General features: G+C 75.1%; 11 protein-coding genes and 1 tRNA gene. 7 read left to right on the top strand and 5 right to left on the bottom strand.

Annotated features, from left to right (window positions below):
• Positions 1–240 precede the first annotated feature (240 nt).
• Both BM414_RS20845 and BM414_RS20840 read right to left on the bottom strand, forming a co-directional pair.
• Positions 241–2,856 (bottom strand): bifunctional FO biosynthesis protein CofGH, encoded by a 2,616-nt coding sequence (locus tag BM414_RS20845; RefSeq protein ID WP_093582572.1) that lies wholly within the window; start codon positions 2,854–2,856, stop codon positions 241–243.
• Positions 2,857–2,910: 54 nt separating this feature from the next.
• Positions 2,911–3,411: a flavin reductase family protein gene (locus BM414_RS20840; protein ID WP_093582570.1), complete on the bottom strand. Its 501-nt coding sequence runs from the start codon at positions 3,409–3,411 to the stop codon at positions 2,911–2,913.
• A 34-nt stretch (positions 3,412–3,445) separates the two neighbouring features.
• Between BM414_RS20840 and BM414_RS20835 the strand changes: the two genes are divergently transcribed.
• Positions 3,446–4,870, top strand: coding sequence for a dihydrolipoyl dehydrogenase family protein (locus tag BM414_RS20835; protein ID WP_245784878.1), 1,425 nt, complete (start codon positions 3,446–3,448; stop codon positions 4,868–4,870).
• A gap of 43 nt (positions 4,871–4,913) precedes the next feature.
• On the top strand, positions 4,914–5,726 hold the full coding sequence (locus BM414_RS20830) for an SGNH/GDSL hydrolase family protein (protein WP_093582566.1): 813 nt from the start codon (positions 4,914–4,916) through the stop codon (positions 5,724–5,726).
• Positions 5,727–5,738: 12 nt separating this feature from the next.
• Here the strand turns inward: BM414_RS20830 and BM414_RS20825 are convergent, their stop codons facing one another.
• Positions 5,739–7,742, bottom strand: coding sequence for a putative bifunctional diguanylate cyclase/phosphodiesterase (locus BM414_RS20825; protein ID WP_245784877.1), 2,004 nt, complete (start codon positions 7,740–7,742; stop codon positions 5,739–5,741).
• A gap of 131 nt (positions 7,743–7,873) precedes the next feature.
• Between BM414_RS20825 and BM414_RS20820 the strand changes: the two genes are divergently transcribed.
• Complete coding sequence (locus tag BM414_RS20820) at positions 7,874–8,908, top strand: LLM class flavin-dependent oxidoreductase (RefSeq protein WP_093582564.1); 1,035 nt, start codon at positions 7,874–7,876, stop codon at positions 8,906–8,908.
• Positions 8,909–8,948: 40 nt separating this feature from the next.
• On the opposite strand, the gene BM414_RS20815 is transcribed toward BM414_RS20820, so the two are convergent.
• Entirely contained in the window at positions 8,949–9,638 is a 690-nt protein-coding gene (locus tag BM414_RS20815; RefSeq protein ID WP_093582562.1) for a DUF4333 domain-containing protein, read from the bottom strand.
• Between the two features lie 305 nt (positions 9,639–9,943).
• On the opposite strand from BM414_RS20815, the gene BM414_RS30330 reads away from it, so the two are divergent.
• Both BM414_RS30330 and BM414_RS30325 read left to right on the top strand, forming a co-directional pair.
• Positions 9,944–10,807 carry a cyclic nucleotide-binding domain-containing protein gene (locus BM414_RS30330; RefSeq protein ID WP_217644846.1) on the top strand — a complete coding sequence of 288 codons (864 nt, stop codon included), beginning with the start codon at positions 9,944–9,946 and terminating at the stop codon, positions 10,805–10,807.
• Positions 10,765–11,361, top strand: a complete 597-nt coding sequence (locus BM414_RS30325; RefSeq protein ID WP_217644845.1) for a sensor histidine kinase — start codon at positions 10,765–10,767, stop codon at positions 11,359–11,361. Before BM414_RS30330 ends, BM414_RS30325 begins: the two co-directional genes overlap by 43 nt.
• 4 nt (positions 11,362–11,365) lie before the next feature.
• On the opposite strand, the gene BM414_RS20805 is transcribed toward BM414_RS30325, so the two are convergent.
• Positions 11,366–11,438, bottom strand: a tRNA-Arg gene (locus tag BM414_RS20805).
• Between the two features lie 181 nt (positions 11,439–11,619).
• Between BM414_RS20805 and BM414_RS20800 the strand changes: the two genes are divergently transcribed.
• Both BM414_RS20800 and ettA read left to right on the top strand, forming a co-directional pair.
• A complete protein-coding gene (locus BM414_RS20800) occupies positions 11,620–12,174 on the top strand; it encodes a single-stranded DNA-binding protein (protein ID WP_175551715.1) in 555 nt (184 codons plus the stop codon).
• A 115-nt stretch (positions 12,175–12,289) separates the two neighbouring features.
• Complete coding sequence (gene ettA / locus BM414_RS20795) at positions 12,290–13,960, top strand: energy-dependent translational throttle protein EttA (protein ID WP_093582558.1); 1,671 nt, start codon at positions 12,290–12,292, stop codon at positions 13,958–13,960.
• Positions 13,961–13,963 lie beyond the last annotated feature (3 nt).

The raw sequence follows: 13,963 nt of genomic DNA, 5'->3' as shown, positions 1-13,963 counted from the left end.
CGGGATGCGTCCACGACCTGCTCGACGGTGACCCTCCCGGAGGGCGGAGCAGGGACGTGCCGGGCGCGCGCCTCCCGGAGCTCCTCGAGGGACGCAGGCCCTCGCCGCTCCCCGCGAGCGGCGTAGAACGCCCGGCTCTCCGGCACGTGCCTCGCGAGGTCCGGTCGGACCAGGCTGGTCAGTCCGACGTGCACGCGCTGTCCTCCGGAACGGGCCGGCCCGACCCCGTCCGGGCCGTGGTCAGACCGGCGTGATCGAGAGGTCGAGCGCGCGGCGGCCGGCGTCGGAGCGGGCGGTCGCCAGCCGCTCCTCGGACGGCGTGCCGTAGCCGGTGGTGCGCTGCTGGGCGGGCCGGCCGATCGCGGCGGCCATGGCCTCGAGCTCGGCGATGGTCTTCAGCGAGCCGTTCTCGCTGCCGGCCATGCGGCTGATCGTCTCCTCCATCAGCGTGCCGCCGAGGTCGTTGGCCCCGCCCTGCAGCACCGCCTTCGTCCCCGCGTCGGCGAGCTTGACCCAGGACGTCTGGATGTTCGGGATCCGGCCGTGCAGCAGCAGCCGGGCCACCGCGTGGACGGCCCGGTTCTCCCGCACCGTCGGCCCCGGCCGGGCGACGCCGGCCAGGTAGATCGGTGAGTTGTGGTGCACGAACGGCAGCAGCACGAACTCGGTGAACCCCCCGGTCTCGTCCTGCTGGCGGGCGAGGGTGCGCAGGTGCGCCACCCAGTGCGGGGGGGTGTCGACGTGGCCGTACATCATCGTCGACGTCGTCGGGATGCCCACGCGGTGCGCGGTGCCGATGATCTCCAGCCAGGTCGCCGCGGGCAGCTTGCCCTTGGTCAGCACCCAGCGGACGTCGTCGTCGAGGATCTCCGCCGCCGTGCCCGGGACCGAGTCGAGCCCGGCGTCGCGGGCCGCGACGAGGAAGTCCTCGAACGACAGGCCGGTGCGGGTCGCGGCGTTGACGATCTCCATCGGCGAGAAGGCGTGCAGGTGGATCTCCGGCTGCCGCCGCTTCACCTCGCCGATCAGGTCGAGGTAGGCGGTGCCGGGCAGGTCGGGGTGGATGCCGCCCTGCATGCAGATCTCGGTGGCGCCGGCGGCCCACGCGCGGTCCACCCGGTCGCCGACCTCGGACAGCGACAGCGTGTAGGCGTCGGCGTCGGTGCGCCGCTGGGCGAAGGCGCAGAACCGGCAGCCGGTGTAGCAGACGTTGGTGAAGTTGACGTTCCGGTTGACGACGTAGGTGACGTCGTCGCCGTTGACGTCGCGGCGGACGGCGTCGGCCAGCGCGGTCAGCGCCTCGAGGTCGGCGCCGTCGGCACCGAGGAGCGCCAGGTACTGCGCGTCGGACAGCCCGGCGGGGTCCCGCTCGGCCACCCGCAGCGCGGCGTGCACCTCGGGGTCGCCCACGGCCAGCGCAGTGGAGGAGCCGTCGCGGGCCGCCTCGGTGCGCGAGCGCAGGTCGGCCCAGTCGCCGTAGACGGCGTCGAAGTCGCCGCGCCGGTCGCCGGTGCGCCCGACGGTGTCGACCTCGACGTGCAGGTCGGTGCGGCCGGACCCCGGCCCTGACGTCACCCACGCCTCGTCGGGCTCCTGCCACGGCAGCCCGGCCGGCACGCGGCCCTCGACCGCCAGGCCGTCGTCCCCGGCCAGCGCGGCCACGTGCGGGCGCACCCGCGGGTCCAGCCACGGCTCGGGCTCCAGCACGTACCGGGGCTGGGCGGCCAGCCGCTCGCGCAGCGTGAACCCGCCCTCGGCGGTCAGCGCGGCGAGCTCGTCGGTGTGGGGCCAGGGCCGCTCGGGGTTGACGTGGTCGGGCGTGAGCGGGCTGACCCCGCCCCAGTCGTCGACGCCGGCGCGCAGCAGCAGCCCGAGCTCGGTGGAGTCCGACAGGTTCGGCGGGGCCTGCACCCGCGCCCGCGGTCCGAGCAGCAGCCGGGTGACGGCGACGGCGGCCACGTACTCCTGCAGCGCCAGGTCGTCGTGCGCGGCCATCGCGGTACGCGGCTTGGCCCGGAAGTTCTGGACGATGACCTCCTGCACGTGCCCGTGCCGCTGGTGCGCGGCGCGGATCTGCAGGACGGCGTCGACCCGCTCGGCCGGCGTCTCGCCGATGCCCAGCAGCACGCCGGTGGTGAAGGGGACCGCCGAGCGGCCGGCGTCCTCGAGCACCCGCAGCCGGACGGCGGGCTCCTTGTCGGGGCTGCCGAAGTGCGGGCCGCCGGGCTCGGACCACAGCCGGGTCGCCGTCGTCTCGAGCATCATCCCCATCGAGGCCGACACCGGCTTGAGCCGCTGGACCTCCTCCCAGGTCATGACCCCGGGGTTGAGGTGCGGCAGCAGCCCGGTCTCCTCGAGCACCCGGATCGCCATCGCGCGCAGGTAGCCCAGCGTGGAGTCGAACCCGTGCGCCTCGAGCCACTCGGCAGCCACCGGCCAGCGGTCCTCGGGGCGGTCGCCGAGGGTGAACAGCGCCTCCTTGCACCCCAGCGCCGCGCCCTGCCGGGCGATGTCGAGCACCTCGTCGGGGGACAGGAACGGCGCCTTCCCCTCGCGGCGCAGCTGCCCGGGCGTCGTCACGAAGGTGCAGTAGTGGCACCGGTCGCGGCACAGGTGGGTGAGCGGGATGAAGACCTTGCGGCTATAGGTGACGATCCCCGGGCGCCCGGCCGAGGCGAGCCCGGCGTCGCGGACGCGCGAGGCGGCGGTCAGCAGCCGGTCCAGCGGGTCACCGTCGGCGAGGCCGCGGGCCGACAGCAGGACCTCGGCCTCGGCGGCGTCGAGGGTCACGCCCCGCTCGGCGCGGGCGAGGGCCCGGCGGAGGCCGGACGGCACGGGGGTCTGCGGCTCGCTCATCGCCCCCGACGCTAGACCCCGGACCCCGCGAGCCGAGGGACGGCCTTCGGGGTGCTACCGGCTCCCGGGGGCGTCGGCGTAGCGGCCGCGCAGCCGCAGCAGGGGCGCCGCGCCGTCGTGCAGCACCGGGACCGCCTCGACGGCGAGCAGCGCCAGCACGTGGTCCCCGGCCGGGACCAGGCGGTCGAGCCGGCAGTCCAGCGCGACGACGCCGCCGTCGAGCACGATCGCCCCGCTGCCCGGCGCCCGCGACCACGGCACCGCCTCCAGCAGGTGCCGCGCCGAGGGCCGCCCGGCCGAGGAGAACCGGCTGGCGAGGATCGCCTGACCCGCCGCCAGCACGGTCAGCCCGCAGGTGCCCACGGCCTCCAGCACCTCGGCCGGGTAGCCGTCGGCGGTCAGCCCGACGGCGACCAGCGGCGGGTCGGCCGACACGCTCATCACCGAGGTGACCGTCGTCCCGACGTCGTCGATGTCGTCCCGCACGGTCATCAGGGCCACCCCCGCCGCGTACTGGCGCAGCGCGGCGCTGAAGTCGGCGGGGGACACGGGCATGCGGCCAGTCGACCACACCCGCGAGGATGGCCCGGTGAGCAGCGCAGACGAGAAGACCTACGACGTCGTCGTGATGGGAGCCGGCTCGACCGGGGAGAACGTCGCCGACGTCGTCGTGAGGGGCGGGCTGAGCGCGGTGCTGGTGGAGGAGCACCTCGTGGGCGGCGAGTGCTCCTACTACGCGTGCATGCCGAGCAAGGCGCTGCTGCGCGGCACCGAGGCCATCGAGGAGGCGAGGGCGGTCAAGGGGGCCGCGGCCGCCGTCACCGGGGAGCAGGACGTCGCCGCCACCCTCGAGCGCCGCGACTCCTTCACGCACGACTGGGACGACTCGAGCCAGGTGCAGTGGGTCGAGGGCGCCGGCATCGACCTGGTCCGCGGCACCGCGCGGCTGACCGGCGACCGCACCGTCGTCGTCACCCGGGCCGACGGCGGCGAGACGACGCTGACCGCCCGGCACGCGGTCGCCGTCTGCACCGGCTCGGAGGCCGCCGTGCCGCCGGTCGAGGGCCTGCCCGGCGCGCAGCCCTGGACCCCGCGCGAGGCCACCAGCGCCAAGGAGGCCCCGCGCCGGCTGCTGGTCATCGGCGGCGGCTACGTGGGCTGCGAGATGTCCTTCGCCTGGAGCGCCCTGGGCTCGCAGGTGACGCTGTTCCAGCAGGGCGACCGGCTGCTGCCCGGCGCCGAGCCGCAGGCCGGCGACGCCGTGCTGGCCTCGCTGCGCGACCGCGGCGTCGACGTGCGGCTGGACTCGGAGGTCCGCGCCGCCCGCCGGGAGGACGACGAGGTCGTGCTCGCGACCGCCGAGGGCGAGGTCCGCGGCGACGAGGTGCTCGTGGCCGTCGGGCGGCGGGCGCGGACCACCGGCATCGGCGTGGACGCCGTCGGCCTCGAGCCGGGGGAGTACCTCGACGTCGACGACACGCTGCAGGTGCGCGGGCTGCCGTGGCTCTACGGCGTCGGCGACGTCAACGGCCGCCGGCTGCTCACCCACATGGGCAAGTACCAGGCCCGCCAGGCCGCGGCGGCGATCGTCGCCCGCGCGCGGGGCGAGGAGGCCTCCGGCGCCGACTGGTCGCCGCACGCGGCCACCGCCGACCGCGCCGCCACGCCGTCGGTCGTGTTCACCGACCCGCAGGTGGCCAGCGTCGGGCTGACCAGCGCCCAGGCGCAGGAGCAGGACCTGCCGCACCGCGTCGTCGAGTACCCGATCGGCTCGGTCGCGGGCGCGTCGCTGTTCGCCGACGGCTACGAGGGCACCGCGATCGCCGTCGTCGACACCGAGCGGGAGGTGCTGCTCGGCGTCACCTTCGTCGGCCCCGCGGTGGCCGAACTGCTGCACGCGGCCACGGTCGCCGTCGTCGGGGAGGTGCCGATCGCGCGGCTGTGGCACGCGGTCCCGGCCTACCCGACGGTCAGCGAGATCTGGCTGCGGCTGCTGGAGACCTGGCGCGGCTAGGCCGGCGCGCCGTGTCCCCCTCCACCGTGCTGGAGTGGGGGACGTGCTCGTCCCGTCGAACCGTTCCTGGCGCCGCTACGTCGCCCTCGGCGACTCCTTCACCGAGGGGGTCGGCGACCCCGATCCCGACCGTCCCGGCGAGTACCGCGGCTGGGCCGACCGGCTCGCCGGGCACCTGGCCGTCGCCGCTGCGGCCGCGCAGCCCGACGCCGACGTGGAGTACGCCAACCTGGCCATCCGCGGCCGGCTCCTGCCGCAGGTCCTCGCCGAGCAGGTGCCGGTGGCCCGCGCCGCACGGCCGGACCTGGTGAGCCTGGTGGCCGGGGGCAACGACCTGCTGCGCCCCGGCGCCGACCCCGACCGGCTGGCCGCGGCGCTGGAGGAGGCGGTGGCCGGCTTGCGTGCCGACGGCGCCGACGTGCTGCTGGCCACCGGCGTCGACCCGCGGCAGACGCCGATCATCCGGCGCACCCGCGGCCGGGTTGCCGTCTTCAACGCCTCGCTGTGGTCGATCGCCGCGCGGCACGGCGCCGTCGTGCTCGACCAGTGGGGTGCCGCCTGGCTGCAGGACTGGCGGATGTGGGACAGCGACCGCATCCACCTCACCGCCGAGGGGCACCGGCGCACCGCGCTGGCCGCGGCCGAGGCGCTGGGGGTGCCCGTCGCCGACGGCGGCGACTGGCGCACGCCGCTGCCGCCGCCCCCGCCGCGGGCGCTGCGGGCGGCGCTGGCCGAGGAGGCCGCCTGGGTGCGCGGCTTCGTCGCGCCGTGGGTCGCCCGCCGCGTGCGCGGCCGGTCCTCCGGCGACGGCCGGGCGGCCAAGCGACCGGTGCCGCTCACGCTGGCGCGGGGCTGAGACCGCCTTTCCCTACGCCCGGGGCCGGTCCGCGTCGTCGTCGGGCTCGTCGGTGTGGTCCTCGACGACCACGAGGAACGGCCGGGCGGGCGGGGTGTCGACGTCGTCGAGCAGGAACAGGTCGACGCCGTCGGCACCGGCCGGGTCCGGGACCGGGGGCAGCCCGCCGGTGACCGCCTCGAGCTCGCCGGTCACGGCCTCGAGGACGGCGGCGGCCTCCTCGGCGGCCTGCTCGACGAGCACCTCGGCCATCAGTGCCTCGGCGCGGCTGGGCAGCGGGGCCGGGCGGCCGAAGGCGTAGCCCTGGGCCATCGCGCACCCGTGCCGGCGCAGCCAGTCGGCCTGATCGAGGTCCTCGATGCCCTCGGCGATCACCTGCAGGCCCATGCCCTGCCCGAGGTTCAGCAGCCCCTGCACGAGCGCGGCGGTGGAGGGCCGGGTGACGACGTCGGCCACGAACGACCGGTCGATCTTGACCGTGTGGATCGGCAGCCGGTGCAGCGCGGTGATGGCCGAGTAGCCGGTGCCGAAGTCGTCGAGCGCCAGGGTCACGCCGCGCTCGGTCACCTCCGACACCGCCTGCAGCGTCGCCTCGGCGGCGAACAGCGCCGTCGACTCGGTGATCTCCAGCTCCAGCCGCTCGGGCGGCAGGCCCGACTCGTCCAGCGCGGCGGCGACCAGGTCGCTGAAGCCCTCCTCGGCGAGGTGGCGGGCGGAGACGTTGACGTGCACGCGCAGCCCGGCCGGCCACCCGGCGGCGTCGGTGCACGCCTGGCGGAGCACCCACGCGCCCAGCCGCGAGGTCAGCCGGTTGTTCTCGGCGGCGTCGAGGAAGGCGCCGGGCGGGAGCAGCCCGCGGGTGGGGTGCTGCCAGCGGATCAGGGCCTCGTAGCCGAGCAGCGTCTCGTCGGCCAGGGAGACGATCGGCTGGTAGAACAGCCGCAGCTCGTTGCCGTCCAGTGCCCGGCGCAGGTCGGTCTCCAGCTGCAGCAGGTCGACCTCGTCCTCGGTGAGGCCGCCGTCGTGCACCTCGATGCGCGCCCGGCTGCCGTCCCGCTTGGCGTAGGTGAGCGCGCTGTGCGCCTGGCGCAGCAGGTCGTCCGGGGCGACGTCGGAGCCCATCGTCAGGCCGACGCTCGCCGACAGCACGATCTCCCGGCCGCCGAGCAGGAACGGGTCGTCGAGCACCGACAGCAGCCGGTCGGCGAGCGCGCGCAGCCCGTCGAGGTCCTCGACGTCCTCGGCGAGGATGAGGAACTCGTCGGCGCCCAGCCGGACGGCGGTGTCCTCGACCCGGGTGCTCCAGCGCAGCCGGTCGGCGACCTGGCTGAGCAGCTGGTCGCCGGCCTCGGTGCCGAGGGTGTCGTTGACCGCCTGGAACCGGTCGAGGTCCAGGTGCACGAGGCCGACCTGCAGCCCCCGGCGCCGGGACAGCGCGAGGGCGTGGGCGAGCCGGTCGGTGAGCGCGCGGCGGTTGGGCAGCCCGGTGAGCGGGTCGGTGAAGGCCCGGCGGACCAGGTCCTCCTCGGCCCGCCGCCGGTCGGTGACGTCGACCAGCGACAGCACGACGAAGTGTGGCTCCCCGGTGCTGCGGTGGACGACGTCGTGGGACTGCTGCACCCACAGCTCGCTGCCGTCGGCGCGGCGCAGGCGGCGCTCGCCGTCCTGGCGCAGCCACGGGTCCAGCCCCGGCACGCTGCCGGGACCACCGCTGGTCTCCCCCTCGGGGAGCGGGGCCTCGTCGGGGTGGGCGAGCAGGTCGACGTGCCGGCCGACCATGTCGTCGATGCCGCGGCCGGACAGCGCGCACAGCGCGTCGTTGACCACGAGCAGGTGGCCGTCGAGGTCGACGAGGGCCTTGGGGACCGGGGAGGACAGGAAGAGGGCGCGGAACATCTGGCCGCGGTCGGCCAGCAGCGTGTCGATGGCCCGCAGCCTCGTCCCCGCCGGTGCGCCGCCGGGCTCACCGGGCTGGTCGCCTCGGGGCCGCGGCACGTGGGGGGCGCTGAGAGTCACCTGGACAGGGTGGCCGACCGGACGCCCGGAGCCGCGGAACCCGCGCACGGAGAGTCGTGGTCAGTCGGTCACGTGGGGTGACGGCGAGTCCCACCGGGAACACCCACCCCGCGGATCGCGCTGAGGGGGCCGTGGACAAGCGGATCGGGTTCCTGTCGTTCGGCCACTGGCAGCCGCTGCCGGGGTCGCAGGTGCGCACCGGGCGCGACGCGCTGGTGCAGTCCGTGGAGCTCGCCGTCGCCGCCGAGGAGCTCGGCCTCGACGGCGCCTTCGTGCGGGTGCACCACTTCGCGCGCCAGCTGGCCTCGCCGTTCCCGCTGCTGGCCGCCATGGCCGCGCGGACGTCACGCATCGAGGTCGGCACCGGCGTCGTCGACATGCGCTACGAGAACCCGCTGTACATGGCCGAGGAGGCGGCGGCCACCGACCTGCTCTCCGACGGCCGGCTGCAGCTCGGCATCAGCCGGGGGTCACCGGAGACGGCGCTGCGCGGCTCGGAGGCCTTCGGCTACGTCCCGCCGGAGGGCTCCGGTGACGCCGACCTGGCGCGGGAGAAGACGGCGCTGTTCCTCGCCGCGATCCGCGGGACCACCGTCGTCGACGCCGACCCGGGGATGACCGGTGGCGCGCGCGGCCGGCTGGCGATCCAGCCGCAGTCGCCGGGCCTGGCCGACCGCATCTGGTGGGGCGCGGGCACCCGTGCGACGGGGGAGTGGGCCGCCCGCCAGGGCATGAACCTGATGAGCTCCACGCTGCTGTCCGAGGACACCGGCGTGCCCTTCGACGAGCTGCAGGCCGAGCAGATCGCCCGCTACCGCGCCGCCTGGGCCGAGGCCGGGTGGGACCACGAGCCGCGGGTCTCGGTCAGCCGCAGCGTGCTCCCGATCGTGTCCGACCTCGACCGCGCCTACTTCGGCGACGAGCGCCGCTCCGCCGACCAGGTCGGGCTGCTCGAGGGCGTGCGCGCCCGCTTCGGCCGCAGCTACGCCGGCGAGCCCGACCAGCTCGCCGAGGAGCTGGCCAAGGACGCCGCCGTCCGCGAAGCCGACACCCTGCTGCTCACCGTCCCCAACATGCTCGGCGTCGAGTACAACGCCCGGCTGCTGGAGAACGTGGCGCGCCACGTCGCCCCGGCGATCGGCTGGGTGCCCGCCGGACAGCGCTGAGCGCCGGACCCCGGTCGGGGCCCGGCGCTCGGCGGCGGGGTCACTCGAAGCTGACGTTGCCCTCGGCGTCCAGCGTGGCGGTGACGACGGCGCTGTCGCTCGGGTCGTCGGCCGCGGCGACCTGGCACTGCAGCGTCAGGCCGTCCTCGGCGACGAGCACGGTGTGGTCGCCGCCGTCGCAGCTGGCGACGACCTCGAGGCCGGTGCTGGAGGCGAACTGCTCGGCCAGCGTGGTCTCGACGTCGGCCAGGTGCACGTAGACCTGGTCGCTGTCGATGGTCACGTTGCCCTCGTCGTCGGTCTGCTCGACGGTGAAGGTGACCTCCTGGCCCTCGAGCGAGGCGGTGCAGGTGGTCACCGTGCCGGCCGCGAGCTCGACGTCGTCGGGGCAGCTGACGTCGGTGACGGTGACGCCGGCCTGCTCCTGGGCGATGGCCGCGATCTGCCGCTCGGCCTCGGCGGTGTCGAGCACCTTGGTACCGAAGAGGAGGAAGGCGCCGACGCCGAGCCCGGCGAGCACCAGCACCGCGACGATGCTGCCGACGATCGCGCCGGTCCGCTTCTTCGGCGGGCGGCCGTTGCCGGCGGGGGCGCCGAAGCCGGCGGGCGGGAAGCCGGGGCCGCCGAAGCCGGCCGGCGCCGGGACGGGCGGCGGCGCGTACGGGCCGTGTCCCTGGGGCGCGGAGCCGTGGGGCTGGGCGGTGTGGCGGGGGTCGTGGACCTGGGTCACGGGAGGCTCCTCGGTGCGGTCCCCGGGGCCGTCCCCGGGTGCTCGGGACAACCGTGCCGCCCCCCGCTTGCGGCGTCCTTCGATCCCACTTGCAGCGCGGTGCCAGCGACTGCCGGACCGCTGGGGTGACCCGGTGCGCACAGCGGCTGACGCACGGTCGGCCGCGGGCAGGGTGTCGGTCCCGCGGTGCGCCGGACCGGACCGCACAGGTGCCCGCGCGTGCTTCCATCCGCGCCACCGACCCCGTGGTCCCGGGCCGTGTCCGGAACGGCGCTGGTGTGCTGCGGGGCGGTGAGGAGGTCGCGATGGGGCCCGACGACCTGCGCCGGGTCGCCCTCTTCGAGGGCACCGGGGACGACCAGCTGCGGGACCTGCTGGCGGCGGGGACCGAGGTGTCCTTCGCGCCCGGGGACGTCCTCTTCCAGGAGAACCACCCGGCCGACTCCTGGTGGGTGCTGCTCGACGGCGGCATCGACCTCGTCCGGCACGTCGGGCGGGACGAGACGCAGCTGGGGAGCATGGACGTGCCGGGACGGTGGGCCGGCGGCTTCCGTGCCTGGGACGAGCACGGCGCCTACCTCGCCACCGGCCGCGCCGCCACCGCCGGCCGGGTGCTCTGCGTACCCGCCGCGGAGCTGCGCAGGATCTGGACGGAGCGCTTCCCCCTCGGCCTGGCGCTCACCGAGGGCGTCTCCCGGTCGGCGCGCAACTACGAGACGATGGCCCGGCAGCGCGAGGCCCTGGCCGCCCTGGGCACGCTGGCGGCCGGGCTGGCCCACGAGCTGAACAACCCCGCCGCCGCGGCGACCCGCGCCGTCGACGCCCTCGCCGAGGCGTGCGACGGGATGCTGACCTCGCTGCGCCGGCTCGCCGCCGCCCCCGTGACCGCCGACCAGTTCACCGGCATCGACGCGCTGCGCCAGGAGCTCGGGCCCCGTCGCCCGGTGAGGACCCGATGGCCCTCGCCGACCGCGAGGACGCCCTGTCGGACTGGCTGGCCGGGCACGGCGTGGCGCAGGACTGGGTCCTGGGCCCGGAGCTCGCCGCCGCCGGCGCCGACGTCGACTGGTGCGAGCGGGTCGCGGCCGTCGCGGGGGAGGCGGCCCTGGCCGCCGGTCTGGAGTGGGTGGCCAGCACCCTGGAGACGACCGGCCTGCTCGCCGAGGTGAAGGACTCCACCCGGCGGATCTCCGACCTGGTCGCCGCCGTCCGGTCCTACTCCCAGCTGGACCGGGCGTCGATGCAGCGGACCGACGTCGCCGAGGGGCTGGAGAGCACGCTGATGACGCTCGCCCACCGGGTCCCCGCGGGGGTGACCGTGGTGCGGGAGTACGCCGCCGACGTCCCCCGCATCCAGGCCCTCGCCGGTGAGCTCAACCAGCTCTGGACCCACCTGGTGGACAACGCCCTCGACGCCATGGACGGCGCGGGCACGTTGCGCGTCCGGACCGGCTGGGAGCGGAGCGCGGTCGTCGTCGAGGTGGGGGACACCGGCGCCGGCATGACCGAGGAGGTCCGGGCGCACGCCTTCGACCCGTTCTTCACGACGAAGGGCGTCGGCGAGGGCACCGGCCTGGGGCTCGACATCTCCCGGCGGATCGTCGAACGCCACGGCGGCGACATCGGCATCGACCCCCGGCCGCGCGAGACCGTCCTCCGGGTCCGGCTGCCGTCCGTCGGCCCCGCCGCGCGGGCGCGACCGGCGGCCGGGACCGCCGGCTGACCGGCGCGCCCGGCAGGACTCGAACCTGCGACCAAGTGCTTAGAAGGCACCTGCTCTATCCGCTGAGCTACGGGCGCTCGGCCGCGATGATGACACCTCCGCGGGACCTGGCGTGACCCGGTGACACCCCGGGCGCCCGTCGTCCACAGGGGGCGCGTGCTCCACAGGTCGCCGACGGTGCCGCCGCCGACCTACCGGCGGCGCCAGGGTCGAGGTCGGACCGGCACCGTGCCGGCCACCGCAGACCCGAGGAGCACCGTGAGCACCACCGAGATCACCGTGACCGGCAACGTCGTCACCTCGCCCACCCGCAACCGCACGCAGCACGGCAGCGTCACCAACTTCCGCGTGGCCTCCACCGAGCGGCGCTACGACAGCAGCGTGCAGGGCTTCGTCGACGGCGCGAGGTTCTTCGTCGACGTCGAGTGCTGGGGCGAGCTGAGCGGCAACGTCTCGCACAGCGTCAGCAAGGGCGACCCGGTCATCGTCCGCGGCACGCTGCGCACCGACGAGTGGGACTCCGAGCAGGGCCGCCGCAGCCGGCCGAAGGTCCGGGCCGCGGCGGTGGGGTTCGACCTCAGCCGCGGCACCGCGGACTTCCGCAAGACGCAGCGGGCCGCGACCGCCACCCCGCAGGGGGACGAGCCGCCGGCCGATCCGGCCGATGCCGGGGAGCGGGACTACACCGGGGCGGGTGTGCCGTTGTACGAGCTGGACCCCGACTCGTCCGCGGCCGACGGCGCGCTCGACAGCGCGTTCGACGACACGCTGGACACGGCGCTGCACGTCCTGCCGGAACCGGCTCTGCAGTAGCCGTCCGCCAACTGGGAGGATCGGGGCCGAGAACGCACGGGGGCGGGCCGGCGCACGCGCCGGCCCGCCCCTCCCTGCGCATCGACACCGCACCGACGGAAGGCTCGAAGGCCCAGTGGCTCAGTACATCTACACCATGGTCCGTGCCCGCAAGGCGCACGGCGACAAGGTCATCCTGGACGACGTCACGCTGTCCTTCCTGCCCGGCGCCAAGATCGGCGTCGTCGGGCCGAACGGCGCGGGGAAGTCGACCGTCCTCCAGATCATGGCCGGCATGCAGCAGCCCTCCAACGGCGACGTGATGCTGGCGCCGGACGCCTCGGTCGGCATCCTGCTCCAGGAGCCGCCGCTCAACGAGGAGCTCGACGTCCGCGGCAACGTCGAGGAGGCGGTCAAGCCGCTGCGCGACGCGCTGACCCGCTTCGAGGAGGTCAGCGCGGCGATGGGTGAGCCCGACGCCGACTTCGACTCGCTGCTGACCGAGCAGGGCGAGCTCATGGAGGTCATCGAGAACCACGACGGCTGGGAGCTCGACGCCCGCATCGAGCAGGCCATGGACGCGCTGCGCTGCCCGCCCGGCGACGCCGACGTCACCGTCCTCTCCGGTGGTGAGCGCCGCCGCGTCGCGCTGTGCAGACTGCTGCTCGAGGCGCCGGACCTGCTGCTGCTCGACGAGCCCACCAACCACCTCGACGCCGAGAGCGTCGCGTGGCTCGAGCAGCACCTCGAGAAGTACGCCGGCACCGTCGTCGCCGTCACACACGACCGGTACTTCCTCGACAACGTGGCCCAGTGGATCCTCGAGCTCGACCGCGGCCGGGCCTACCCCTACGAGGGCAACTACTCCACCTACCTGGAGACCAAGGCCGCCCGGCTCAAGGTCGAGGGCGCGAAGGACGCCAAGCGGCAGAAGCGGCTGGCCGACGAGCTGGAGTGGGTGCGCTCCGGCGCCAAGGCGCGCCAGGCGAAGAGCAAGGCCCGCCTGGCCCGCTACGAGGAGATGGCCGCCGAGGCGGAGAAGACGCGGAAGCTGGACTTCGAGGAGATCCAGATCCCGCCGGGCCCGCGGCTGGGCAACATCGTCGTGGAGACCAGGGACCTCACCAAGGGCTTCGGCGACCGCCTGCTCATCGACGACCTGTCGTTCACGCTCCCGCGCAACGGCATCGTCGGCGTGGTCGGCCCCAACGGCGCGGGCAAGACCACGCTGTTCAAGATGCTCGTCGGCGAGGAGAAGCCCGACGACGGCGAGATCAAGGTCGGCGAGACGGTCAAGGTCAGCTACGTCGAGCAGTCCCGCAGCGGCATCGACCCCAAGAAGACGCTGTGGGACGTCGTCTCCGACGGCCTCGACCACATCAAGGTCGGCAACGTGGAGATGCCCTCGCGGGCCTACGTGGCGGCGTTCGGCTTCAAGGGCCCCGACCAGCAGAAGCCGGCCGGCGTGCTCTCCGGCGGTGAGCGCAACCGGCTGAACCTGGCGCTGACCCTCAAGCAGGGCGGCAACCTGCTGCTGCTCGACGAGCCGACCAACGACCTCGACGTCGAGACCCTCACCAGCCTCGAGGGGGCGCTGCTGGACTTCCCCGGCTGCGCCGTGGTGGTCAGCCACGACCGGTGGTTCCTCGACCGCGTGGCCACCCACATCCTCGCCTACGAGGGCGAGTCGACGTGGTTCTGGTTCGAGGGCAACTTCGCCGACTACGAGAAGAACAAGGTCGATCGGCTCGGCCCGGAGGCCGCGCGCCCGCACCGCGCGACCTACCGCAAGCTCAGCCGCGACTGACGG

Source organism: Geodermatophilus amargosae, from assembly GCF_900116515.1.
GTDB classification, from domain to species: Bacteria; Actinomycetota; Actinomycetes; order Mycobacteriales; family Geodermatophilaceae; genus Geodermatophilus; species Geodermatophilus amargosae.
Note: the sequence above shows the minus strand (reverse complement) of the source record. Positions and strands in the feature narration are given on the sequence as shown.

Bases quoted from the DNA above. Each gene is read 5' to 3' on its own strand.
- BM414_RS20845 (WP_093582572.1), bottom strand. From the start codon at position 2,856: ATGAGCGAGCCGCAGACCCCCGTGCCGTCCGGCCTCCGCCGGGCCCTC.
- BM414_RS20840 (WP_093582570.1), bottom strand. From the start codon at position 3,411: ATGCCCGTGTCCCCCGCCGACTTCAGCGCCGCGCTGCGCCAGTACGCG.
- BM414_RS30330 (WP_217644846.1), top strand. From the start codon at position 9,944: ATGGGGCCCGACGACCTGCGCCGGGTCGCCCTCTTCGAGGGCACCGGG.